This window comes from Burkholderia sp. Se-20373, assembly GCF_017104705.1.
Classification (GTDB): domain Bacteria; phylum Pseudomonadota; class Gammaproteobacteria; order Burkholderiales; family Burkholderiaceae; genus Burkholderia.
This window is the reverse complement of the sequence record NZ_JAAGPH010000016.1, coordinates 14,372-36,902: the sequence shown is the minus strand read 5'-3', so window position 1 is coordinate 36,902 and position 22,531 is coordinate 14,372. Positions and strand designations below refer to the sequence as shown.

At 65.6% G+C, this 22,531-nt stretch carries 22 protein-coding genes and 1 tRNA gene; 7 read left to right on the top strand and 16 right to left on the bottom strand.

The genetic code is table 11. The features are described from left to right. The first annotated feature begins 66 nt into the window (after positions 1 to 66). On the top strand, positions 67 to 390 hold the full coding sequence (locus tag G3N96_RS08400; protein WP_069247660.1) for a DUF2288 domain-containing protein: 324 nt from the start codon (positions 67 to 69) through the stop codon (positions 388 to 390). A 10-nt stretch (positions 391 to 400) separates the two neighbouring features. Then, positions 401 to 1,765 (top strand): MATE family efflux transporter, encoded by a 1,365-nt coding sequence (locus G3N96_RS08395; RefSeq protein WP_206136909.1) that lies wholly within the window; start codon positions 401 to 403, stop codon positions 1,763 to 1,765. 19 nt (positions 1,766 to 1,784) lie between these two features. Here G3N96_RS08395 and G3N96_RS08390 read toward each other — a convergent pair whose 3' ends face one another. Further along, on the bottom strand, positions 1,785 to 1,961 hold the full coding sequence (locus tag G3N96_RS08390; protein WP_089439761.1) for a hypothetical protein: 177 nt from the start codon (positions 1,959 to 1,961) through the stop codon (positions 1,785 to 1,787). 136 nt (positions 1,962 to 2,097) lie between these two features. On the opposite strand from G3N96_RS08390, the gene G3N96_RS08385 reads away from it, so the two are divergent. Beyond that, a complete protein-coding gene (locus G3N96_RS08385) occupies positions 2,098 to 2,268 on the top strand; it encodes a hypothetical protein (protein ID WP_011351621.1) in 171 nt (56 codons plus the stop codon). A gap of 202 nt (positions 2,269 to 2,470) precedes the next feature. Here G3N96_RS08385 and G3N96_RS08380 read toward each other — a convergent pair whose 3' ends face one another. Then, positions 2,471 to 3,277, bottom strand: a complete 807-nt coding sequence (locus tag G3N96_RS08380) for a GNAT family N-acyltransferase (RefSeq protein WP_011351620.1) — start codon at positions 3,275 to 3,277, stop codon at positions 2,471 to 2,473. A 170-nt stretch (positions 3,278 to 3,447) separates the two neighbouring features. Beyond that, on the bottom strand, positions 3,448 to 3,909 hold the full coding sequence (gene sixA, locus G3N96_RS08375) for a phosphohistidine phosphatase SixA (RefSeq protein ID WP_206136908.1): 462 nt from the start codon (positions 3,907 to 3,909) through the stop codon (positions 3,448 to 3,450). Positions 3,910 to 4,070: 161 nt separating this feature from the next. On the opposite strand from sixA, the gene G3N96_RS08370 reads away from it, so the two are divergent. Together G3N96_RS08370 and G3N96_RS08365 are read left to right on the top strand one after the other, a co-directional pair. Then, positions 4,071 to 4,147, top strand: a tRNA-Pro gene (locus tag G3N96_RS08370). A 344-nt stretch (positions 4,148 to 4,491) separates the two neighbouring features. Then, complete coding sequence (locus G3N96_RS08365) at positions 4,492 to 4,926, top strand: hypothetical protein (protein WP_124575849.1); 435 nt, start codon at positions 4,492 to 4,494, stop codon at positions 4,924 to 4,926. Between the two features lie 108 nt (positions 4,927 to 5,034). Here the strand turns inward: G3N96_RS08365 and ppx are convergent, their stop codons facing one another. After that, positions 5,035 to 6,549, bottom strand: a complete 1,515-nt coding sequence (ppx, locus tag G3N96_RS08360; protein WP_089455972.1) for an exopolyphosphatase — start codon at positions 6,547 to 6,549, stop codon at positions 5,035 to 5,037. A gap of 278 nt (positions 6,550 to 6,827) precedes the next feature. Between ppx and ppk1 the strand changes: the two genes are divergently transcribed. Further along, the gene (ppk1, locus tag G3N96_RS08355) at positions 6,828 to 8,891 is read left to right on the top strand and encodes a polyphosphate kinase 1 (RefSeq protein ID WP_206136907.1); all 2,064 of its coding nucleotides are present in this window, start codon (positions 6,828 to 6,830) and stop codon (positions 8,889 to 8,891) included. Positions 8,892 to 9,023: 132 nt separating this feature from the next. On the opposite strand, the gene phoR is transcribed toward ppk1, so the two are convergent. The 11 genes from phoR to G3N96_RS08300 form a co-directional block, all read right to left on the bottom strand. Continuing rightward, positions 9,024 to 10,343, bottom strand: coding sequence for a phosphate regulon sensor histidine kinase PhoR (phoR, locus tag G3N96_RS08350; RefSeq protein ID WP_089425008.1), 1,320 nt, complete (start codon positions 10,341 to 10,343; stop codon positions 9,024 to 9,026). A gap of 57 nt (positions 10,344 to 10,400) precedes the next feature. Beyond that, on the bottom strand, positions 10,401 to 11,102 hold the full coding sequence (gene phoB, locus G3N96_RS08345) for a phosphate regulon transcriptional regulator PhoB (RefSeq protein ID WP_027787869.1): 702 nt from the start codon (positions 11,100 to 11,102) through the stop codon (positions 10,401 to 10,403). 30 nt (positions 11,103 to 11,132) lie between these two features. Then, entirely contained in the window at positions 11,133 to 11,837 is a 705-nt protein-coding gene (gene phoU, locus G3N96_RS08340) for a phosphate signaling complex protein PhoU (protein WP_046545372.1), read from the bottom strand. An 18-nt stretch (positions 11,838 to 11,855) separates the two neighbouring features. Next, the gene (gene pstB / locus G3N96_RS08335) at positions 11,856 to 12,704 is read right to left on the bottom strand and encodes a phosphate ABC transporter ATP-binding protein PstB (RefSeq protein ID WP_089425006.1); all 849 of its coding nucleotides are present in this window, start codon (positions 12,702 to 12,704) and stop codon (positions 11,856 to 11,858) included. A 15-nt stretch (positions 12,705 to 12,719) separates the two neighbouring features. Next, positions 12,720 to 13,613: a phosphate ABC transporter permease PstA gene (gene pstA, locus G3N96_RS08330; RefSeq protein ID WP_206136906.1), complete on the bottom strand. Its 894-nt coding sequence runs from the start codon at positions 13,611 to 13,613 to the stop codon at positions 12,720 to 12,722. Continuing rightward, positions 13,610 to 14,596: a phosphate ABC transporter permease PstC gene (gene pstC, locus G3N96_RS08325; protein WP_089494578.1), complete on the bottom strand. Its 987-nt coding sequence runs from the start codon at positions 14,594 to 14,596 to the stop codon at positions 13,610 to 13,612. The genes pstA and pstC overlap by 4 nt, the downstream gene beginning before the upstream one ends. A 94-nt stretch (positions 14,597 to 14,690) precedes the next feature. Beyond that, positions 14,691 to 15,725: a phosphate ABC transporter substrate-binding protein PstS gene (gene pstS, locus G3N96_RS08320; RefSeq protein ID WP_069247650.1), complete on the bottom strand. Its 1,035-nt coding sequence runs from the start codon at positions 15,723 to 15,725 to the stop codon at positions 14,691 to 14,693. 454 nt (positions 15,726 to 16,179) lie between these two features. Continuing rightward, the gene (gene glmM, locus G3N96_RS08315; protein ID WP_206136905.1) at positions 16,180 to 17,535 is read right to left on the bottom strand and encodes a phosphoglucosamine mutase; all 1,356 of its coding nucleotides are present in this window, start codon (positions 17,533 to 17,535) and stop codon (positions 16,180 to 16,182) included. A 28-nt stretch (positions 17,536 to 17,563) separates the two neighbouring features. Next, entirely contained in the window at positions 17,564 to 18,505 is a 942-nt protein-coding gene (gene folP / locus G3N96_RS08310) for a dihydropteroate synthase (protein WP_206136904.1), read from the bottom strand. 28 nt (positions 18,506 to 18,533) lie between these two features. After that, entirely contained in the window at positions 18,534 to 20,432 is a 1,899-nt protein-coding gene (gene ftsH, locus G3N96_RS08305; protein WP_039347669.1) for an ATP-dependent zinc metalloprotease FtsH, read from the bottom strand. A gap of 166 nt (positions 20,433 to 20,598) precedes the next feature. Beyond that, entirely contained in the window at positions 20,599 to 21,261 is a 663-nt protein-coding gene (locus G3N96_RS08300) for an RlmE family RNA methyltransferase (RefSeq protein WP_046545366.1), read from the bottom strand. A 193-nt stretch (positions 21,262 to 21,454) separates the two neighbouring features. Between G3N96_RS08300 and G3N96_RS08295 the strand changes: the two genes are divergently transcribed. Continuing rightward, positions 21,455 to 21,982: a YhbY family RNA-binding protein gene (locus G3N96_RS08295; protein WP_089439703.1), complete on the top strand. Its 528-nt coding sequence runs from the start codon at positions 21,455 to 21,457 to the stop codon at positions 21,980 to 21,982. A gap of 78 nt (positions 21,983 to 22,060) precedes the next feature. On the opposite strand, the gene G3N96_RS08290 is transcribed toward G3N96_RS08295, so the two are convergent. Next, positions 22,061 to 22,519, bottom strand: a complete 459-nt coding sequence (locus tag G3N96_RS08290) for a DUF4149 domain-containing protein (RefSeq protein ID WP_006497614.1) — start codon at positions 22,517 to 22,519, stop codon at positions 22,061 to 22,063. Positions 22,520 to 22,531 lie beyond the last annotated feature (12 nt).

Sequence of the window (22,531 nt, the reverse complement as noted above, 5' to 3'; positions counted from 1 at the left end):
CCCCATGCCGCCGGCCCGGCCGGATGGTTTATAGTGGCGCCACTACGCAGTCTTTCCTAGAAAACGATGTCCTCTGATCACCACTCCGACGCGGGCGCGTCGCACAGCCCGCTCTACGCCAAACTCCTCGGCGAAACCGCCAAGATCGACTGGTGCGATCTCGAACGCTTCTTCGCGCAAGGCAAGCTGCTGTCCGTGGCACGCGACCTCGATCTCGTCAGCGTCGCGGAAGCCGTTGCCGACGACGATGCCGAGCAGGTCACGCGCTGGCTGTCGGCGGGCCTCGTCGCGCGCATGCCGGCCGAAACCGCTGCCGATTACGCGGCGCGCAACCCGGAGCTGTGGGCGGTCGTCGTCTCGCCCTGGGTCTGCGTGCAGGAACGCGCCTGACGCGTCCGCCATGTCCGAAGCCGCGTTACCGCACGGGGCCGGCACGGCCGCCGTCACGCACCGGCGCGTCCTCGCGCTCGCATTCCCGATCGTCCTCGCGAACCTGACCCAGCCGATCCTCGGTGCCGTCGACACGGCCGTCGCGGGCCACCTCGACGGCACGCAGTACTTGGGCGGCGTCGCGCTCGGCGGGCTGTTCTTCAACTTCGTGTTCTGGGGGTTCGGTTTCCTGCGGATGGGGACGACGGGCCTCGTCGCGCAGGCGCATGGCGCCGGCGACGCCGCCGGGATCCGCCTGAACCTGCTGCGCGCGTTGATCGTCGCATTCGCACTCGGCGCCGCGATACTGACGCTGCAGGTGCCGCTGCTGTCATGTGCGCTGTCCGCGCTCGGCGGCAGCGATGCCGTCCGCACCACGGCGCTTGCCTACAGCCACGCGCGCATCTGGAGCGCCCCGTTCGCGCTCGCGAACTACGTCGTGCTCGGCTACCTGCTCGGCGTGCAGCGCGTGCGGCTCGCGCTCGTCGCGCAGGTGTTCATCAATGCGGTGAACATCGGCGCCGTGCTGCTCTACGTGTATGGCTTCGGCTGGGGCATCGCCGGCATCGGCGCCGCGACGGCCACCGCGGACACATGCGGTTTCGCGCTCGGCGCATGGATGCTGTGGCGGCTGCGGCCGCGCGGCCTTGCGCCGATCGCGGTACGTGCACTCGCCGACCGCGTCGCGCTCAAGCGGCTGATCGTGCTCAATCGCGACATCTTCCTGCGCACGCTGTGCCTGCTCGGCGCATTCGGCTGGTTCGCGCACCTCGGTGCGAAACAGGGCGATGCGACGCTCGCGGCGAACGCGCTGCTGCTGAACTTCCAGACGTTCATGGCGTACGGCCTCGACGGCTTCGCGCATGCGGCCGAGGCGCTCGTCGGCGCGGCGGCCGGCGCGCGCGACCGCCGCGCGTTCCGGCAGGCCGTACGCGTCACGCTGTTCTGGTCGGCGCTCGGCGCGCTGCTGTTCGCACTCGTGTACTGGGCCGCCGGCGGCTGGATCGTCGCGCGCCTGACCGATCAGGCCGAGATCCGCGAAATGGCGCTGCGCTACCTGCCGTGGGCCGCGCTTTCTCCGATCGTGTCGGTCTGGGGCTTCCTGCTCGACGGCGTGTTCATCGGCGCCACGCAGACACAATCGCTGATGCGTGCAATGGTCGTGTCGTTCTCGATCTTCGTCGTGGCCACGCTCGCCGCCGTCGGCACGTTCGGCAATCACGGCCTCTGGTTCGCGCTGCTGCTGTTCATGGCCGCGCGCGGCGCGACGCTGGCGCGCTACCTGCCGGCGCTGTTGCGGCACATCGGCGCCGACACGCCCGTGGCCCGCGCCTGACGGCGGCCCGAACCGGCCGTTACTGCGTGGGTTTCGGCGGCGGCGCGTCGAGCATCGACGGCGGCGTCATGTCGGTCGGCACGCCGTGATAGTCGGCCGGATCTTCCGGCGGATGGCCGCGACGGGCCTGATGCGGATCGCTGGTACAGCCGGCGAGCAAAGATGCGGCCAGCACGGCCAGCATGAAACGGTTCATCGGGTAGGGCTCCGGAAAGCGGCGCGCCCATCGCACGCCGGGACCGCGTCGAGTCTAGCGGAAATCTCGCTTCGAAGTCGCGCCGCGCATGTCCTACTATGTACGCATGGCGCTGTGCCGTGGAAAGGAGGCTGCCATGTCGTCTGAAGAAATTGCCGGCCTGATCGGGCTGTTCGTCGGTCTGATGGTGCTCGTCGCCCTGTCGTTCTTCGAGTCGCGCGAATACAAGCGCAGCCATGAAGGCGAAGGGATGATCCACCACTGGATGGCCGAACACCACCTGCTCGACTGGCGGCGCAAGCACTAAGCGCGCCGCTGCCGTCCGGCCCTTCCCCGGGGCCGTTCACGAACGTGCCGTCCCGCGGCACGCTGGTGATCGCGTATCGCCGAAATTAACAGGGTCCGGTTCACACACGTAGATCGGATGGACGAACGCCGTCGCGCGGCTCGTACCACGCGACGGCGTTCGCTTGCGCGCGCCCCGGCGGGCGCGACGCGATTCCGACGGCTCAGCCCAGGAAGTGGCGGGCGTAGCGCGCGTTGATGTCGGACAGGCGGAACAGCGTCAGGAAATCCGCGCAGTTGAAGTCGGGATCCCAGGCCGGCGCACCGCAGATCTTCGCGCCGAGACGCAGGTAACCCTTGATCAGCGGCGGCGGCGCCACGACGGTGCCCGTCTGCAGTTCGTCGACCGGCAGGGCCGTGTGCGGGAACGCGCGATATTCCGGCGCCGTCAGCGAGCCTGCCGACAGCGACTGGTACAGGTTCGCCGCATAGTGGCCGCCGTCGGCCATCGACACGCTCGCGCAGCCGAGCATCGTCTCGTAGCCGTTCTGCATCATGTACGCGCCGAGGCCGCCCCACAGCGCCATGATGACGGCGCCGCTGCGGTAGTCGCTGTGCACGCACGAGCGGCCGACCTCGACCATCTTGCCGCGCAGATGCGTGAGGCGCGACAGGTCGAATTCGCCTTCGGCGTACAGGCGGCCGACACGCGCCGCCTGGTGCGGCGGCAGCACGCGATACGTGCCGACGACCTTCAGGGTGTCGAGATCGCGAACCAGCAGGTGGTCGCAGTACGCATCGAACGGATCGACGTCGAGACCGGAGGGGCCGCTGACCTGCGCGCCCATCTCTTCGGCGAACACGCTATAACGCAGGCGCTGGGCTTCGCGCAATTCGTCTTCGGTACGCGCCCACGCGGCGCGCAGGCGATACTCCGATGTGACGGTTTCAGCAGCGCGCGGCAGGTGGCGCCGCGACGTGTCGAGGGGCAGCGAGGCAAAAGGGAGCGTAGGCGTCGGCAGTTCTCGCATTAGGCTTTCCTGATCGTAAGGAATAGGACGACATGCCCGCCAATGTAGTAATCGGCCGTGACCGTTATGTGGCACGACCGTGTCCTTTCAATGACGTGTCGCCGAATTGACTTTAGCAGAAAGCTTGCGAAACCGTATGATCAATCCCTTCAAAGCCCTTCAGGCGGGCCTCACAGCAGGTCGGGCGTCAATACCGCACGCAGTACCGCCTGCCGGCTGCCGTCACGCGTGCGGCTCGCCAGCCACACGATTCCGCCCTTCTTGACGCTCCAGCTGTCGTCGCCGCCGGCGATCAGCTGCGCGGCAACGCTGCCGAGCGTCGGCTGGTGCCCGACGATCACGACCGTCGGCGCGATGCCTTCCGGCCAGCCGGCCGCCGCCAGCACGTCGTCGACGCTGCCGCCCGGCGCGAGCGCGTCGACCGTCCGGTACTGGTCGGTCAGCGCCTCGACCGTCTGCACAGTGCGGGCCGCCGGGCTCGCGAGGATCACGGCGTTCGTCTCGAGCCGGCCACGCAGCCATTTGGCCATCGCCTGCGCGTCCTTGCGGCCACGGACGGTCAACTGGCGTGCGAGATCGCTCGTCGCGTAGTCTTCGGCTTCGGCGTGGCGCCACACGATCAGGTTCATCATGATGTTCTCCTTGCTTCGGCGAGCGGGCCCGCGCCCATGCGTCCGGGCCCCGCCGATGACCGGGCGAATTGTCGCAAACTGCGGGCGTTTGCCGCCGCGGCATTTACCCGCATATAGGGATTGACCGGATCAGATATTCAACGATACAATCTTTGGCTCGTCGGAGCGTAGCGCAGCCTGGTAGCGCATCTGATTTGGGATCAGAGGGTCGTAGGTTCGAATCCTATCGCTCCGACCAAAGGAATCAAGGGGTTACGGTTAATACCGTAACCCCTTTTTCCGTTTCTGGGCCCTTCAAGCGTCAACCGGCGACTCCCGGTTCGCAGCGCCTCGATTCATTGTAGGGATCCATTGGGGCATCGACGCTACAACGATCCGCGCAGCCCCCGGCAGCCATATTTCGACGGCCGGCACAAAGCAAATGGCTGACGACCTCGCGCTTTCAATGCAGGAAAGGATCGAGCGTCAGCCTGTCCGGCCCGTCGAATCACCGACGGCATACGGGCCAACGCGCCATCCGCAGCCCGCATACGGCACTTGCCGGAACACGCGATAATGCGCGTGGACAACCTGCCCTCGCGCATGAAAAACAACATCCTCAAAACCGCCCTCTGCGCATCGCTGCTCGCGCTCGCGACTGCCGGCACCGCGTCGGCCAAGGCGCTTGACGACGCACTCGACTGCCACTCGACCGGCCACAAATTCGTCGCGCCGCTGCTCGCGGCCGGCGACATCCAGTCGGAGCCGATGCATGTCGAATCGAACTCGGTCAATGCATTTCGCACGAGCCATGCGCTGACGGCGTACGGCTTCGGTGTCTATGTCGTGCTCGGATACCAGGCGAACGACCCGATCTTCCGCGCGGGCGACGGCACGCCGATCGGCGACTGGGCCTATGGCGTCGTGGTGCGGGGCACGAAAAGCGCGGTGGAAGAAGCCGTGCGCAAGGCCGGCAGCGACGCGACCGTCAAGCAGGCGTTTCCGTTCCTGACTGCGATCGTCTGCTCGTCGGACTGAGCGGCCGCCACGACGATCACGCGGCAAGCGTGAGGGGCACCACGCCTGCCTGCTGCCCGGCCCCTCCCAGCCCCGCTATCGACCTCGCCGCGGCCTCGCTTCAGCCGGTTACGCGCCGGTATACACCACGCGATACGGGATGCCGACCTTCTCCCACTCGGCCGCCTCCTGGCTGAGGCTGTAGTCGGTCAGCGGGTTTTGCTCGACCCACGCGCTCGGCAGGCGCACTTCATACCCGCCTTTCTTCATCTGCGAAACGGAAATGTCCGGCAGCCCGGCATCGGTCCGGCGCCGGCACAGCAGCGCCGCGAGCCGCAGGCAGAACAGCAGCGGCCACTCGACCTCGCGCGCCTGCGACAGCTTGCCGAGCTTGCCCGCGTGACCGAGCACGAGCGCGGCGAGGCGCGCCTGGTCGGTGCGCGAAAAACCCGGCATGTCCGCGTTGCTCGCGATATAAGCCGAGTGCTTGTGATACGCGCTGTGCGAGATCGACAAACCGATCTCGTGCAACGCGGCCGCCCAGCCGAGGAACATCCGCCCTTCCTCGCGCGCTTCTTCGTCGGCTTCCTCGAGTTCGTCGTAGAAGCGCCCCGCCAGCGCGCCGATCCGCTCGGCTTGCGCACGATCGACACCGTAGCGGCGCGTGAAGCCCTCGACGGTCACCGCACGCATGTCCTCGTGCTGCGTCCGGCCGAGCAGGTCGTACAGCACACCGAGGCGCAATGCGCCGTCGGTCGTATCGACGTAGTCGACACCGAGTTCCTCGAACACCGCGAGCATGATCGCGAGGCCGCCCGCGAGCACCGGCACGCGATCGGGCTTCAGCGCGATCAGCTTCAGCCGGTTGACGTTCTCCGACTTGATCAGCGCACGCTTGAGCCGCTCGAGGCCACCACGCGAAATGCCGTGCGTGATGCCCGGATCGTTGAAGCCGTTTGCCTCGACGAGTTCCGCGAGCGCACGCGCGGTGCCCGACGAGCCGATCGCCTGGTCCCAACCGGCTTTCTTGTACTCGCTCGAAATGATCTGGATCTCGCGCTTGGCCGCGAGCTCGGCCTGCCGCATCGTGTATTCGTCGACGTTGCCGGCCGGAAAGAAGGTGCGGCTATGGCTCACGCAGCCGATATAGAGGCTCTCCATCACGATCGGCGTGTAGTGCGAGCCGATGATGAATTCGGTCGAGCCGCCGCCGATGTCGACGACGAGCCGCTTGCCCGCGCTCGCCGGCACCGAGTGCGCGGCGCCCGCATAGATCAGCCGCGCTTCTTCGCGGCCCGCGATCACTTCGATCGGGAAACCCAATGCCGCTTCGGCTTCGCCGAGAAATTCGGCCGCGTTCTTCGCGACGCGCAGCGTGTTGGTCGCCACCGCGCGCACGTGATCGGGATGGAAATCGCGCAGGCGCTCGCCGAACCGCTTGAGCGCTTCCCAGCCACGCTCCTGCGACGCGCGATCGAGCATCTTGTCGCTCGACAGGCCCGCGGCCAGCCGGACGGGCTCGCGCAGCGCGTCGACGGGATAGATCTGGCTGCCCGCCGGCGTTTCCTCGACACGACCGACGATCAGCCGGAAGCTGTTCGAGCCGAGATCCACGGCAGCCAGCAAGTGGGGGGTTGTAACCATCAGAAGGGGCTCCGTGCGCGTTCGCCCGCGGCGGCCGGTGCAGCCACCGCGGACGATCAATCAAAGGCGACATTTTAAGCGTGGAACGCTTGCCATTGCCACGCTTCACGGGCATGCATCCTGCTCGATTGCATATAGCCGAAACATTTATGAGACGAAACGGTTACAGCGTAGAATTTCCCGATATAAATACATCATTGTCATTCGCACGTCATCGTACCGTGAGAGTTTCCGAGCGTCCTTTCGAATCATCGCCTGAATCACCCCCTACTCTGCCGATGTCCGTCCGTTATCCGCTTCTCAATCGTGAACTCGGCATCCTCGGTTTCAACGAGCGCGTGCTGGCCCAGGCAGCTGATCCGCAAGTCCCGTTGCTCGAGCGCCTCCGCTTCATCTGCATCACCAGCAGCAACCTCGACGAATTCTTCGAAGTCCGGATGGCCGGCCTGCAGGAGCAGATCCGCGACAACCCCGGCGCACTGACGCCCGACGGCATGTCGTTACAACATGCTTACGACCTCGTCGTCGAACGCGCGCAGCGGCTCGTCCATCGACAGTACACGATGCTGCACGAAACCGTGCTGCCCGCGCTCGAGCAGGAAGGCATCTACTTCCATGCGAGCGACACGTGGAACGACGAGCAGCTCGAATGGGCGCGGCACTACTTCCTCGACGAGCTGCTGCCCGTGCTGACGCCGATCGGCCTCGATCCCGCCCATCCGTTCCCGCGCGTGCTGAACAAGAGCCTGAATTTCGTCGTCGAGCTCGAAGGCCGCGACGCGTTCGGGCGCCAGGCCGTGATGGGTATCGTGCAGGCGCCGCGCGCGCTGCCGCGCGTCGTGCGCATGCCGCACGCGCTGTCGGGCTTCGAGCACGGCTTCGTGCTGCTGAGCTCGTTCATGCAGCGCTTCGTCGGCGAGCTCTTCCCGCAACTGACGGTGAAGAGCTGCAACCAGTTCCGCATCACGCGCAACAGCGAACTGTTCGTCGACGAAGACGAAATCACGAACCTGCGCGTGGCGCTGCAGGGCGAACTGCCCGCGCGCCACCTCGGCAATGCAGTACGCCTCGAGGTGTCGGCCGACTCGCCGCCGCACATCGTGCGCCGCCTGCTCGTGGAAAGCGAACTCGGCGAGAAGGACTGCTATCGCGTGGCCGGTTCGGTGAACCTCGTGCGGCTGATGCAGATTCCCGATCTCGTCGATCGTCCCGACCTGAAGTTCACGCCGTTCACCGCGTCGACCCCGTCCGCGATCACAAACGCGCCGACGATGTTCGACGCGATCGACAACGGCGACATCCTGCTGCACCACCCGTACGAGAGCTTCCAGCCGGTGCTCGAACTGCTGCAGCAGGCCGCGAGGGATCCGAGCGTCGTCGCGATCAAGCAGACGATCTACCGCACCGGCACCGATTCGCCGCTGATGGACGCGCTGATGGAAGCCGCGCGCAACGGCAAGGAAGTGACCGTCGTCGTCGAACTGCTCGCGCGCTTCGACGAGGAAACCAACATCAACTGGGCGTCGCAGCTCGAAGCCGTCGGCGCGCATGTCGTGTACGGCGTGGTCGGCCACAAGTGCCACGCGAAGATGATGCTGATCGTGCGGCGCGTCGTGCAGGCCGGCAAGGCGTCGCTGCGCCGCTACGTGCACCTCGGCACCGGCAACTACCATCCGCGCACGGCACGCCTCTACACCGACTTCGGCCTGATGACGGCCGACCAGAAGATCTGCGAGGACGTCCATCACGTGTTCCAGCAACTGACCGGCATCGGCGGCGAACTCACGCTGCACGAGCTGTGGCAGTCGCCGTTCACGCTGCATCCGCGCATCATCGATTCGATCCGCGCGGAGATCGACAATGTACGCGCCGGCAAACGCGCGCGCGTCGTCGCGAAGATGAACGCGCTGCTGGAGCCGACGGTGATCGCCGCGCTGTACGAAGCGTCGCAGGCCGGCGTCAAGGTCGACCTGATCGTGCGCGGTGTCTGCGCGCTGAAACCCGGCGTGCCGGGGCTGTCGGAAAACATCACCGTGCGCTCGATCGTCGGCCGCTTCCTCGAGCACCACCGGATCTACTACTTCCACGCGAACGGCGCCGAGGAGGTCTATCTGTCGAGCGCCGACTGGATGGACCGCAACCTGTTCCGCCGCGTCGAAGTCGCGTTCCCGATCCGCGATCGCAAGCTCAAGCGGCGCGTGATCGCCGAAGGCCTGTCGGTGTGCCTCGGCGACAACCAGTCGGCGTGGCAGATGCATAGCGACGGTCACTACCGCCGGCGCCGTGCCGGCAAGACGATCCGCAACGCGCAACTCGGGTTGCTCGCGAAGTTCTGCTCCTGAAGAATCAGCCGCGCGGCACAAGTCGCGCGCCGCGTCGCTCCCAATAAAAAACGCAGCCGGCTGGCTGCGTTTTTATATTGCGGAGCCGGCATACCTCAGCCCACCGAACGAGCGTCGGATGCCGTCACGCGATCATGCCTCGTAGGCGGCCGGCCGGATCGCGATGATGCGCGAGCCCGGGAAGCGCGCGGTGAACGTGCTGCCGCGCCCTTCCTCGCTCTGAACGTACAGGTGCGCGTCGTGCCGCTGCAGCACGTGCTTGACGATCGCAAGGCCGAGCCCCGTGCCGCCGGTGTCGCGCGAACGGCTGCGGTCGACACGGTAGAAGCGCTCGGTGAGCCGCGGCAGGTCGGCGGCCGGAATCCCGAAGCCGCTGTCCGTGACGGAAAACACGCCCTGCGCGCCTTCGCGCCGCCATGTCACGACGATCTTGCCGCCTTCCGGCGTATAGCGGATCGCGTTGGTGACCAGATTCGCGAACGCGCTGAACAGCTCCGTCTGCGCGCCGGTGACGCCGAGCGTTTCGTCGATCGAGAACGCGATGTCGTGATGCCCGTTCGACAGCGTCTGCGCGTCCTCCTTCAGATGGTCGAACACGGCACGCATGTCGATCGCGCGATCGAGCGGCGGCTTGCTCTCGCCCTCCAGCTTCGCGAGCACCAGCAGGTCGGTCACGATGTGCCGCATCCGCGACGCCTGTTGCTCCATCATGTCGAGATAGCGCGCACGGTCTTCCTCGTTCAGCGGCAGCTCGCGCATCGTCTCGAGGAACCCCGACAGCACGGTGAGCGGCGTCTTCAACTCGTGCGACACGTTCGCGACGAAGTCGCGCCGCATCGCATCGGTCCGCTCGAGCTCGGTGATGTCCTGCGTGAGCAACAGCTTGCGATTCTCGCCGTACGGAAACACCTGCACTTCCAGCACGTTCTGCCGCGAATCGCCCATGCCGCGCATCACGAGCGTCTCCTCGTAATGCTGCGCGTTCAGGTAGCGAACGAACTCGGGATGGCGAACCAGGTTGGTGATGTGCTGGCGCAGGTCGCGCTTCGCGTCGAGGCCGAAATGGACCTCGGCGATCGCGTTGCACCACTCGATCTGGTCGTGATCGTCGAGCATCGCGACGCCGTTCGGCGACGCCTGGATCGCCTGGATGAAGCGCGAATGCTGCTGCTCGACCTGCCGCACCTGCGCATGCCACTGCTTCGCGAGCTTGTGCAGACGATAGTAGATCTCGCCCCAGATGCCCGGCGCGCTCGGCACCTCGCCGTAGACCGGTGCATCGAGCAGCCGCCACAGACGCTGCGTATGGAAGGTGCTGAAAAAGCCCTGCGCGACCAGCATCACGACCACGAACACGAGGCCCGCGGTCGGGCCGGCGAAGACGCCGACCAATACGCCGATCAGCACGAGCAGCACGAGCGACACCAGAAAGCGCGCCCAGATGATGTTCATGATTCAGCGCCCGAAAGAATGAACGGCATGCCGTGGCACACGGCATGCGTGGATACGTTACGCGTGCTTGGCGAGCCGGTAGCCGCTGCCGCGCACGGTCTCGATCATCGCATCGCAGCCGGCCGGTTTCAAGGCCGCGCGCAATCGTTTGATGTGCACGTCGACGGTGCGCTCCTCGACGAATACATGGTCGCCCCACACCTGGTCGAGCAGTTGCGTGCGGCTGTGCACGCGCTCCGGATGCGTCATGAAGAAATGCAGCAGGCGGAACTCGGTCGGGCCGAGATCGAGCTTGATCTCGCTGCCTTCCGCATGCGCGGCGACGCGATGCGTGGCCGGGTCGAGGCGCAGCCCGTTGATCGACACGACGTCCTCGGTCAGTTGCGGCGCGCGACGACGCAGCACGGCCTTGATCCGCGCCATCAGCTCCTTCGGCGAGAACGGCTTCGTCACGTAGTCGTCCGCGCCGATTTCGAGGCCGAGCACCTTGTCCTGCTCGTCGCCACGTGCGGTCAGCATGATGATCGGGATGTGCTTGGTCCGTTCGTTGTTGCGCAGGTCGCGCGCGAACGCAATACCGGACTTGCCCGGCAGCATCCAGTCGAGCAGCACGAGATCGGGCAGCACGTCGCTGATCAGGTTCTGCGCCTGTTCGGCGTTGTACGCCCGAATCGGGCAGTGACCGGCGTGCTGGAGATTCACCGAGATCAGTTCGGAAATCGCGGGCTCATCTTCAACGACGAGAATGTTGCTGGGCATCGGCACCTCTGTTCTTCCTTACGGAGTCGATTAACTGTTGGCTTCGCGATCGAGCGTGTCGCGCGGCTGGTGCCGCACGTCGGTGCCCTTCACGATGTAGATGATGAATTCGGCGATGTTCTTCGCGTGGTCGCCGATCCGCTCGATCGCCTTCGCGATGAACAGGTATTCGAGGCCCACCGAAATCGTGCGCGGATCTTCCTGCATGTACGACACGAGCTTGCGCACGAACGCACGGAATTCCTGGTCGATTTCCTTGTCGTCCTTGACGATCTGCGCGGCGGCCACCGTATCGAGACGCGCAAACGCGTCGAGCGCGCGGCGCAGGATCGTCACGGCCATCTCGCCCGACACCTTGATCTCGGCGATGTTGACCGTGCGCGCGGCCGGCTCGTCGACCAGGCGGCGCACGCGCTTCGCGATCTTCTCGGCCTCGTCGCCTGCGCGCTCGAGGTTCGTAATCGTTTTCGAAATCGACATCAAAAGACGCAGGTCACGCGCGGCAGGCTGCCTCCGCGCGATGATGTTGCCGCATTCCTGGTCGATGTCGACTTCCATCGCGTTCAGCGTTTCCTCCGCCGCGATGACCTTCTCGGCCGTATCGCGATCGAATTCGTTCAGCGCGTGCATCGCGCCGACGATCTGCGACTCGACGAGCCCGCCCATTTCCAGCACTTTCGACGACACCGCGTTGAGATCGGCGTCGAACTGGCTCGACAGATGTTTATCCGACATGGCTGTTGTTCTCCGTCATCAGCCGAAGCGGCCGGTGATGTAGTCTTCCGTTTCCTTGCGCACCGGCTTGATGAAGATCTTTTCGGTCTCGCCGAACTCGATCAGCTCGCCCAGGTACATGTAGGCCGTGAAATCCGAGCAGCGTGCGGCCTGCTGCATGTTGTGCGTGACGATCACGACCGTGTAGTCGCTCTTGAGCTCCGCGATCAGCTCTTCGATGCGGCCCGTCGAGATCGGGTCGAGCGCCGAGCACGGTTCGTCGAGCAGCAGCACTTCCGGACGGATCGCGATGCCGCGCGCGATGCACAGACGCTGCTGCTGGCCGCCCGAGAGGCCGTAGCCGCTCTGGCTCAGCTTGTCCTTCACTTCGTTCCACAGCGCGGCCTTCGTGAGCGCCCACTCGACGCGATCGTCCATTTCCGAGCGCGTGAGCTTTTCGAACATCTTCACGCCGAACGCGATGTTGTCGTAGATCGACATCGGGAACGGGGTCGGCTTCTGGAACACCATGCCGATCCGCGCGCGCAGCAGCGAGATGTCGCGCTTCGTCGTCAGCAGGTTCTCGCCGTCCATCAGGATTTCGCCTTCGGCGCGCTGCTCCGGGTAGAGCGCGAACATCTTGTTGAACGTGCGCAGCAGCGTCGACTTGCCGCAGCCCGACGGGCCGATGAACGCCGTCACCTTCCCTTCGGGAATGCTCAGGTTGATGTTCTTCAGCGCGTGGAACTTGTTGTAGAAGAAGTTGAGGTTGTTGACCTCGATCTTCGCGTTCAGCGGCTCGAGCGGACGGCCGTGCGCCGCATCGTGCGTGCCGGCGGGCGCAGCGGTGCGCTCGACGGGATTCAGGTGGCTTTCTGCCATATTCATCGGATTGCTCCGCCGTTACTTTTTCGAGAAGATCGAGCGCGCCAGGATGTTGAGTCCAAGCACCCCGAGCGTGATCAGGAACACGCCCGCCCAGGCGAGCGACTGCCATTCCGCGAACGGGCTCATCGCGAACTTGTAGATCGTGACGGGCAGGTTCGCCATCGGCTGGCTCATGTCGACCGAGAAGAACTGGTTCGACAACGCGGTGAACAGCAGCGGCGCCGTTTCGCCGGCGATCCGCGCGACGGCGAGCAGCACGCCCGTGATGATCCCGCCGACCGACGCGCGCAGCGTGATCTTCAGCACCATGCGCCACTTCGGCGTGCCGAGCGCGAAGGCCGCTTCGCGCAGCGCGTTCGGCACGAGCTTCAGCATGTTCTCGGTCGTGCGGATCACGATCGGAATCTGCAGCAGCGCGAGCGCGATCACGCCGGCCCAGCCCGAGAAGCGCCCCGACTTCGCAACGACGATCGCGTACACGAACAGGCCGATGACGATCGACGGCGCGGACAGCAGGATGTCGTTGATGAAGCGGATCGTGCTCGCCAGCAGGTTCTTCTGGCCGTATTCGGCGAGATAGACACCGGCCAGGATGCCGATCGGCGTGCCGACCAGCGTGCCGAAACCGCACAGCAGCAAGCTGCCGACGATCGCGTTCGCGAGACCGCCGCCTTCCGTGTTCGGTGCCGGCGTCGATTCCGTGAACAGTTGCAGCGACAGGCCGCCGATGCCGAGATGCACCGTCGTGTAGAGAATCCACACGAGCCACAAGAGGCCGAATGCCATCGCGCCGAGCGACGCGGCGAGCGCGATCGCGTTGACGGCCTTGCGCTTGCGCTGCAGGCGGTTGCGCATCGCGTCGAGCACGGCGCCGTCCGGCCCCGGGAAATTCATGATGGGCTCGCTCATTTCTTGCCCTCTCCCTTCTCGAGACGAAGCAGCAGCAGTTTGGAGATGGACAGCACGATGAACGTGATCACGAACAGGATCAGGCCCAGCTCCATCAACGCAGACGTATGCAGGCCCGGCTGCGCTTCCGCGAATTCGTTGGCCAGCGCCGACGTGATGCTGTTGCCCGGCGCGAACAGAGAAATGCTGTCGAGCAGGTTCGTATTGCCGATCACGAAGGTCACGGCCATCGTCTCGCCGAGCGCGCGGCCGAGGCCGAGCATCACGCCGCCGATCACGCCGGTCTTCGTATAGGGCAGCACGACCTTCCACATCACTTCCCAGGTCGTGCAGCCGATCCCGTACGCCGATTCCTTCAGCAGCACGGGCGTGACTTCGAACACGTCACGCATCACCGATGCGATGTACGGGATGATCATGATCGCGAGAATCACGCCGGCGGCCAGGATGCCGATACCGATCGGCGGGCCGGCGGTCAGCGGGCCGAGCACCCACACGTCCTTGAACAGGCGGCCGATCGGCTTCTGGAAATATTCCGCGAAGATCGGTGCGAACACGAGCAGGCCCCACATGCCGTACACGATCGACGGAATCGCGGCGAGCAGCTCGATCGCGATGCCGAGCGGGCGGCGCAGCCACACGGGCGACAGCTCGGTGAGAAACAGCGCGATGCCGAAGCTGACCGGCACCGCGATGACGAGCGCGATGACCGACGTCACGATCGTGCCGTAGATCGGCACGAGCGCGCCGTAGATGTCCGAGTTGGGATCCCACTCGGATTGCCACAGGAAGCCGAGGCCGAACTTCTGGATGGTCGGCATCGACGCGATGATCAGGGAAACGATGATCCCGCCGAGCAGCAGCAGGGTCACGATGGCGGCAAGCCGTGCAAGACCGCCGAATACGACATCCCCGAGGCGGCTCGGCGCGCGTTGCTGCGCAACGTCGGCGGACCGTGAGGACGTATAGGAAATATCAGACATGGGTGCCTGCTTTTGATTGCCGGGCGCCGTAACGCCCGGCTTTACCGCACACACTGCCCGACCGGCACGGCCGGGCAGCGAACCGCTGCAATGCTTACTCGGCGGCGACCGGCTTGCCCGAAGCGTCCGTCACCTTGATCTTCCACTGCTTGCGGATTTCCGCTTCGACTGCCGGCGGCAGCGAGATGTAGTCGAGGCTGTCAGCAGCCTTCTCGCCGTTCTTGAACGCCCAGCTGAAGAACTTCAGCGTTTCCACGCCCTGCTCCGGCTTGTCCTGCTTCGCGTGCAGCAGCACGAACGTCGCGCCGACGACCGGCCATGCTTCCTTGCCCGGCTGGTTCGTCAGGATCTGGTAGAACGACTTCGACCAGTTCGCGCCTGCAGCAGCGGCCTTGAACGTTTCCGTCTTCGGCTCGACCACCGTGCCCGTCGAGTTCTTCAGGGCCGTGTAGACCATGTTGTTCTTCTTCGCATACGCCCATTCGACGTAGCCGACTGCGCCCGGCAGGCGCTGCACGAACGCTGCGACGCCGTCGTTGCCCTTGCCGCCCGTGCCCGTCGGCCAGTTGACCGTCGTGCCTTCGCCGACCTTCGACTTCCACTCGTCGTTGACCTTCGACAGGTAGTTCGTCCAGATGAAGCTCGTGCCCGAGCCGTCAGCGCGGCGAACCACGGCGATGTCCGTGTCCGGCAGCTTGACCTTCGGGTTCAGCGCGGCGATCGCCGGGTCGTTCCACTTCTTGATCTTGCCGAGATAGATGTCGCCGAGCACCGGGCCCGACAGCGTCAGTTCACCCGGCTTCACGCCCGGCACGTTGACGACCGGCACCACGCCGCCGACCACCGTCGGGAACTGGAACAGGCCTTCCTTCGCGAGCTCGTCATCCTTCAGCGGAGCGTCCGAACCGGCAAAATCGACCGTCTTCGCGACGATCTGCTTCAGGCCGCCCGACGAGCCGATACCTTGGTAGTTGACCTTCGCGCCGCCGGTCTGCTGGTAGTCAGCAGCCCATTTCGTATAGATCGGCATCGCGAACGTGCTGCCTGCGCCCGTGATGTCGGCAGCGTGAGCGGCGACGGCGAAAAGCGCGCCAGCCAGGCCGGCAATCGCGGTTTGCATCAATTTCATGAGACCTCCAGTGTGTGAGCGGATGACTACGGCACCGCGAAGGTTAGGGGCTCCTCATGACGGTAATGTGACAATCGATGAAACTGGCGTGACAGTAACATGACTGGTTGAAAGGGAGTAGCGGGTGCGGCGCGCGCGGCGCCAGGGCGGCGCCTGAACGGCGGCGGCGGCAAGAATTGCCTGCCTGGAAGGGACGGGAGACGTCCCGCTTTACATCGGTGCGAGCGGATCGTAGCGCAGTGCCTGCGCCCAGGAAAGCCCCCGCTTGTGGCTGGCCCGATATCAGGGGTCCGACGATTTTTCGACACTGGATTGCGGGGGCGACGCGCCCTTCTCTTTATAGGTATCGCAAACCTTTGCGTCCGACGAAATCACGGCGCCCCGAAGGCGCCGTGTGCGGGTTCACCGGAACACCGGCGCGCAGGTGCTTGACCTGACGCGCCGGGCCCGCGCGTCAGGTCGTCGCCGCGCGCACCGCGTCGGCGATCGTCTCCGCATGGCGCACCGCGTCGGCCGCCTGCTGTGCTTCGACCATCACGCGCAGCACGGGCTCCGTGCCCGATGCGCGGATCAGCACGCGACCGCTGCCGGCGAGCGCGGCTTCGGCTGCGTCGATCGCGGCGCGAATCGACGTGCTGCCCTTCCAGTCGGCACCCGGCTTCATCCGCACGTTGATCAGCTTCTGCGGGAACAGCGTGACGCCGTCGAGCATCTGCGCGAGGGTCTTGCCGCTGCGCTTCAGCGCGGCCAGCACGAGCAGTGCCGACACGATGCCGTCGCCGGTCGAGTGGCGATCGAGCGACAGGATGTGGCCCGAGCCTTCCGCGCCGAGCTGCCAGCCGTGCTCGCGCAGTTGCTCGAGCACGTAGCGATCGCCGACCGCCGCGCGGACGAACTTCACGCCCTCGCGCTGCAGCGCGACTTCGACCGCGAGGTTCGTCATCAGCGTGCCGACCGCGCCTTCGACCTTGCCGTCGGTCGCGATCCGGTCCTTCACGAGCACGTAGAGCAGCTCGTCGCCGTTGTACAGGCGACCGGCCGCATCGACCACCTGCAGGCGGTCAGCATCGCCGTCGAGCGCAATGCCGAGATCGGCGTGGTTCGCACGCACCGCGCGCACCAGCGCGTCCGGCGCGGTCGCACCGACACCATCGTTGATGTTGAAGCCGTTCGGCGCGACACCGATCGGAATCACGTCCGCGCCGAGTTCGTGGAACACGTGCGGCGCGATCTGGTACGCGGCGCCGTGCGCGCAGTCGATCACGAGCTTCAGCCCGCGCAGGTTGAACGCGGCAGGGAACGTGCTCTTGCAAAACTCGATGTAGCGGCCGGCCGCGTCGTCAAGGCGGCGCGCCTTGCCGAGACCGTCCGACGACGCGCATTCGAGCGGCTTGTCGAGCCACGCTTCGATCGCGGCTTCGGTGTCGTCCGGCAGCTTGTTGCCGTCGGCGGAGAAAAACTTGATCCCGTTGTCGTGATACGGGTTGTGCGATGCACTGATCACGACGCCCGCCGACAGGCGCAGCGCGCGCGTCAGGTACGCGACGCCCGGCGTCGGCATCGGGCCGGCCAGCATCACGTCGACGCCGGCCGCCGAGAACCCGGCCTCGAGCGCGGCTTCGAGCATGTAGCCCGACACGCGCGTGTCCTTGCCGATCAGCACGGTCGGGCGCGAGCCTGCCGCGACATCGGCCGAGCTGGCCAGTACCTTGCCGGCCGCGTAGCCGAGACGCAACACGAAATCCGGCGTGATGGGCGCCTCGCCCACCGTACCGCGAATGCCGTCCGTGCCGAAATATCGACGTCCCATGGTGAACCTTCCTCCTTCGTCTTCTGCTTTATCGTTGCCGCGCGGCTTCGCGCACGGCATTCAAGATTTTCAGCGCGTCGACCGTTGCCGCGACGTCGTGCACGCGCACGATCGCCGCCCCACGCTCGACCGCGCACACCGCGGCCGCCACGCTCGCCGCGACGCGCTCCATCGGCGGCTTGCCGCCGATCACCGCGCCGAGCATCGACTTGCGCGACATGCCCGCGAGGATCGGATACGCGCGGCCGTCGGGCCGCACGGGTGCCGTGTCCGGCAACGCGGCCAGCAACGCATAGTTGTCGTCGACGACCGCCTTGCCGAATCCGAAACCGGGATCGACGCAGATCCGCTCCGGCGCAATCCCCGCATCGCGCAGCGCCTGCGCGCGCTCGGCGAGAAAATCGCGCACGTCGGTCACGACGTCGCCGTAATCGGGTTCGCCGACCTGCATCGTCCGTGGCTCACCCAGCATGTGCATCGCGCACAGCCCGCAGTTGCCGTCGCGCACCGCGTCGATCGCGCCCGGCTGGCGGAACCCCCAGATGTCGTTGATCAGGTCGGCGCCGGCGGCCAGCGCGGCGTGCATCACGGCCGGCTTGTAGGTATCGATCGACAACGGCACGTTCAGCGGCCGCAGCGCTTCGACGAGCGGGATCACGCGTGCGAGTTCCTCGTCGAGCGGCACGGGCGGCGCGCCGGGGCGCGTCGATTCGCCGCCGATATCGAGAAGGTCGACGCCTTCGGCAATCATCCGCTCGGCCTGGCGCAGCGCATCGTCGCGCGCGAGGAAGCGGCCGCCGTCGGAGAACGAATCAGGCGTGGCGTTGAGGATGCCCATCACGAGCGGGCGTTCGAACGTCAGTTCGAAGCGGCCGCACCGGAGCGGCGCGGGAATGATTGGGGAAACAGCGGAATCGGACACGAGCAACTGGCGTGAATGAATGCAAAACGGGCCGGTGTGAAGCCACACCAGCCCGTGAACGGCGCTAAAGCGGAGATTATGCCGCCGGCGAAGCGGGCGCCGGCGCGTTGGCGGGCTTCACCTCGGCGCTGCTGCCACCACCCGACGAATCGCCGCCGACAGCCGGCGAGCTCTTCGGGGAGCGCGGCGGACGGCCTTCCATGATGTCGTTGATCTGATCGGCATCGATCGTCTCCCACTCCATCAGCGCGGCGGTCATCGCTTCGACCTTGTCGCGGTTCTCTTCGAGCAGGCGGCGCGCAAGGCCGTACTGTTCGTCGAGCACACGGCGGATTTCCGAATCGACCTTCTGCTGCGTCGCTTCCGAGATCGTGCGCGTGAAGCCGCGGCCGAACGGCGATGCATCGTTCTCGTCGTCGACGTAGACCATCGGCCCGAGCGCGTCGGTCATGCCGAAACGGGCCACCATCGCACGCGCCGTCTGCGTTGCCTTGTTGAAGTCGTCCGATGCGCCGGTGCTGACGAGGTTCATGAACAGCTCTTCCGCCACCCGGCCACCGAACAGGATCGCAAGGCGGTCCATCAGGTAGTCCTTCGAGTACGTTTCGTTGTCGTGCTCCGGCAACTGCCACGTGACACCCAGTGCGCGACCGCGCGGGATGATCGTGACCTTGTGCACGGGATCCGCCTTCGGCAGCAGCTTCGCGATCACCGCGTGGCCCGACTCGTGATAAGCGGTCGCACGCTTCGCTTCTTCGCGGATCACGGCCGACTTGCGCTCCGGACCCATGAAGATCTTGTCCTTCGCGTCTTCGAAATCCTGCATCTCGACGATGCGCTTGCCGCGACGTGCGGCGAACAGCGCAGCCTCGTTCACGAGGTTCGCGAGATCGGCGCCCGAGAAGCCCGGCGTGCCGCGTGCGATGACTGCCGCATCGACGTCGTTCGCGATCGGCACCTTGCGCAGGTGCACGCGCATGATCTGTTCGCGGCCGCGGATGTCCGGCAGACCGACGTAGACCTGGCGGTCGAAGCGGCCCGGACGCAGCAGCGCCTTGTCGAGCACGTCGGAACGGTTGGTCGCGGCGATCACGATCACGCCCGAGTTCGCCTCGAAGCCGTCCATCTCGACGAGCATCTGGTTCAGCGTCTGTTCGCGCTCGTCGTTACCGCCGCCCATGCCGGCGCCGCGATGACGGCCGACCGCATCGATTTCGTCGATGAACACGATACACGGTGCATGCTTCTTTGCCTGCTCGAACATGTCGCGCACACGCGCCGCGCCGACACCGACGAACATTTCGACGAAGTCCGAACCCGAGATGCTGAAGAACGGCACCTTCGCTTCACCCGCGATCGCGCGGGCCAGCAGCGTCTTGCCGGTACCCGGCGGGCCGACCAGCAGCACGCCGCGCGGAATGCGGCCGCCCAGCTTCTGGAATTTCTGCGGATCGCGCAGGAAGTCGACGAGCTCGGACACTTCTTCCTTCGCTTCGTCGCAGCCCGCGACGTCGGAGAAGTTCACCGCGTTGTTGTTCTCGTCGATCAGCCGCGCGCGCGATTTCCCGAACGAGAATGCGCCGCCTTTGCCGCCCCCCTGCATCTGCCTCATCATGTAGAACCAGAACACGATGATCAGGATCGTCGGCCCGAGGTAGTACAGCGCGGACATCAGCGCGTTCGGCTCGTCGTCGGCCTTGCCGCTGACCTGCACGCCGTACTTCATCAGATCGCCAACCATCCAGATGTCGCCGGGCGACACGATCTGGTATTTCTGGCCATCAGCCGGAGTGACGGTGAGGTTGCGCCCCTGAACGATGACGTTCTTGACCTTGCCGTTCTTGGCGTCGTCCATGAACTGCGAATAGGACACGCCTTCCTGGACGCGGGGCTTGTCGAACTGCTTGAACACCGTAAACAGCACCAGTGCGATCACCAGCCACACCGCTGCCTTCGAAAACATATTGTTGTTCAAAGCACCACTCCTTCACTCGTAGACGAGCGCCTACATTTTCCTTGCGGCGCCCCTCGGTCATTCTAATCCAGTCCGACCACCCTCGCCATAAGCATTGACAACCGCCGCGATAGCGCTTCGCTTGTCTGGCAAGGGCCGGAGCCCGTTTGCGGCACCTCGCTGCGCGTCAGCGCGGACGTTTCAGATGCCGACCCAAAATGAACGTTTCGGACGATTTGTCGCGGGACGCCTTCGGCTTGCGCGGCGCGACGGTCTTAAACTGCTGTTTGAATTTCTCGACGATCTGGCTGTAGCCGCTGCCGTGAAAGCATTTCACGAGCAGCGCACCATCCGGCTTCAGATGATTCTGCGCAAATTCGAGCGCCAGATCGCACAGATGCTCGATGCGCGCCGCGTCTGCCGAGGCCACGCCAGAGAGGTTGGGGGCCATGTCGGAAATAACAAGGTCCACCGCGCGCCCTTCGAGCACTTCTTCGAGCTGGTGAAGGACTTCGTCCTCGCGGAAGTCGCCCTGCAGGAAGTGGACGTCGGCGATCGGCTCCATCGGCAGGATGTCGAGCGCCACGATCGTGCCGTCGATGCCGCCTTCGCGTTCCGCGTCACGCTTCTTGCCCTGCGCGAGCTTGTTGCGGGCATACTGGCTCCAGCTGCCCGGCGTCGCGCCGAGGTCGACGATCACCTGGCCCGGACGGATCAGCTTGTCCTGCTCGTCGATTTCCTTCAGCTTGTACGCGGCGCGCGCGCGATAGCCCTCCCGCTGCGCCATTTTGACGTAGGGGTCGTTGATGTGGTCGTGCAGCCAGTGCTGGTTGAAGCGGTTTTTTGCCATTCGAGAGAGAGATTGCTGCCCATTGCTTCGTGAAGCCGCGCTTTTAGCGGATAATACGCGTCTTCTTCGCGCGGCTGCGGCCCCTTTTCAGGCCCAAGCCGCGATTTTACGTGGTTTCGGCGCACGGCTGACGCGGTAACTTCCCGCGATCGCTATTCAGTCAGCGCGCCCTTATTTAGATTTCGACATTTCCATGCCCGCCCTTTCGCTTTCTCCCGCCGAGCGCTCCGCGCTGCGCTCCCAGGCCCATGCGCTCAAGCCCGTCGTGCTGATCGGGGCCGAAGGGCTCACCGACGCCGTGCTGAAGGAAATCAAGGTGCACCTCGACGCGCACCAGCTGATCAAGATCCGCGTGTTCGGCGACGAGCGCGACGAGCGCATCGCGATCTACGACGAGATCTGCGACCGCCTCAGCGCGGCGCCGATCCAGCACATCGGCAAGCTGCTGGTGATCTGGAAGCCCGAAGCCGCCGCAGCGGCTCCGGCTCGCGGCCGTCGTGCCGGCACCGTGCCCAGCGCGGCCGAAGCCGTCGACGACAAGAAAGGTCGTGCACCGCGCACCGTCAAGGTCGTCAAGGTATCGCCGAACGCGAGCCCCGTGCGTCGCCCGCGGCCGGTCAAGGTCACGGTGCGCGGCAACGAGCGCGTGACGGCAGGCGGTAACGTGAAGCGCGCCAAGAAGCGCCAGGCCAGCACGAAGCGTCCGTTCCAGGACAAGTGAGCATCGAGGCGGCACGGCTCGCCGTGCCGCCACCCTGCCCGCGGGCCCGGCCTCGACCGGGCCCGCGCGGTATTCGCGTCAGGCGTCGCGCGCCGGCAGACGCCAGATCAGCATCAGCCCCAGCACACTCTCGACGAGGTAGAACACGCTCGAGACGCCGTGCAGCATCCCGAAGCGGCTCGCATACGGCGAGTTCGCGATATCGGTGCCCGCGTCCATCGCGGCCACCCGCAGCGCATTCATGAACGGCTGCAGCGCGAAATATCCGACCAGCACGCACACGACCATCGCGGCGACGATCCAGCGCACGCGGCGATATTCGCTGCTGCCGCGCCGCACCTGCTGGTTCGACAACGCAAGCAGCAGCACGCCGCACACGACACCGAGGATCGCCTCGATACGGAACAGCTGGGCGGCGACCGAACCGGCCGTCATCCGCTCCAGCGTCTTGAACAGCACGGGCGCGACCGCATACCCGATCGTCAGCAGGCTGCCGACCCACACGGCCGACAGCAGACGGAACACGCGATGCGGCATCACGTCGCCCCG